This window comes from Leptolyngbya sp. CCNP1308 (assembly GCF_034932455.1).
In the GTDB taxonomy this organism is placed as follows: Bacteria; Cyanobacteriota; Cyanobacteriia; order Phormidesmidales; family Phormidesmidaceae; genus Nodosilinea.
In genome coordinates, this window is sequence record NZ_JAYGIH010000104.1 from 1 (window position 1) to 636 (window position 636).

The window sequence follows — 636 nt, forward strand, 5'->3', positions numbered from 1 at the left end:
GTCCCGAGGCGGAGCGGGTTTATCAAGGGCGGCATCTAAACGCAGTCGAGTGACGACATGAACAGGATGGGGGAGATGGCTCACCGACGCCAACAAGTCTAGAGCGGCGAAGCTGCTGTCGGCCACCACCACAATGGGCCGATTTCCCAACCAGCGTCGGACTTGAACCAGCCTCTGTCTAACCCAATCGGTCAACGCCTTGTGCCGTCGCCCTTGGGTTTGGTTGTAGCGCTCTGACGGGGCGAGTACTGTCAAAAACGGCAAGGCCCAAACGCGCTGTGCCCAGGGAATCGGCACCAGCAGCATCAGGCTGAGCCAACGCAGCCCACTGGTCTTGACGAAATGCTCTTGGCTCGAACGCACCGGATCACGATAGATGCCCCGCGCTGCAATCCGCTTTCCCCACCGTCGTTCGATGGTGTCATCGAGACCCATGACGATGACTCCATCAGACGCAAAGGTTCCCACCAAAAGGTTTACTAAGATACGACTCGCCTGTCGAGATGACCAGACAGCCCGGTTCAGCACCCGATGATAGCGCTGAAATTGAGGCTCCTCACCCAGCCCCATCACCCGCAAAATCTGGCTCACCGTCCGTTTCCCCGGAGCCAGCAGCGCTCCTATCACTAGGGTTAA

Annotated in this window: 1 protein-coding gene; it reads right to left on the reverse strand. The window is 58.6% G+C overall.

What is annotated here, in order from left to right; all coding sequences use genetic code 11:
* Positions 1-636: transposase (locus VB780_RS25655; protein ID WP_323354030.1), on the reverse strand; the 636-nt coding region annotated here is incomplete at both ends.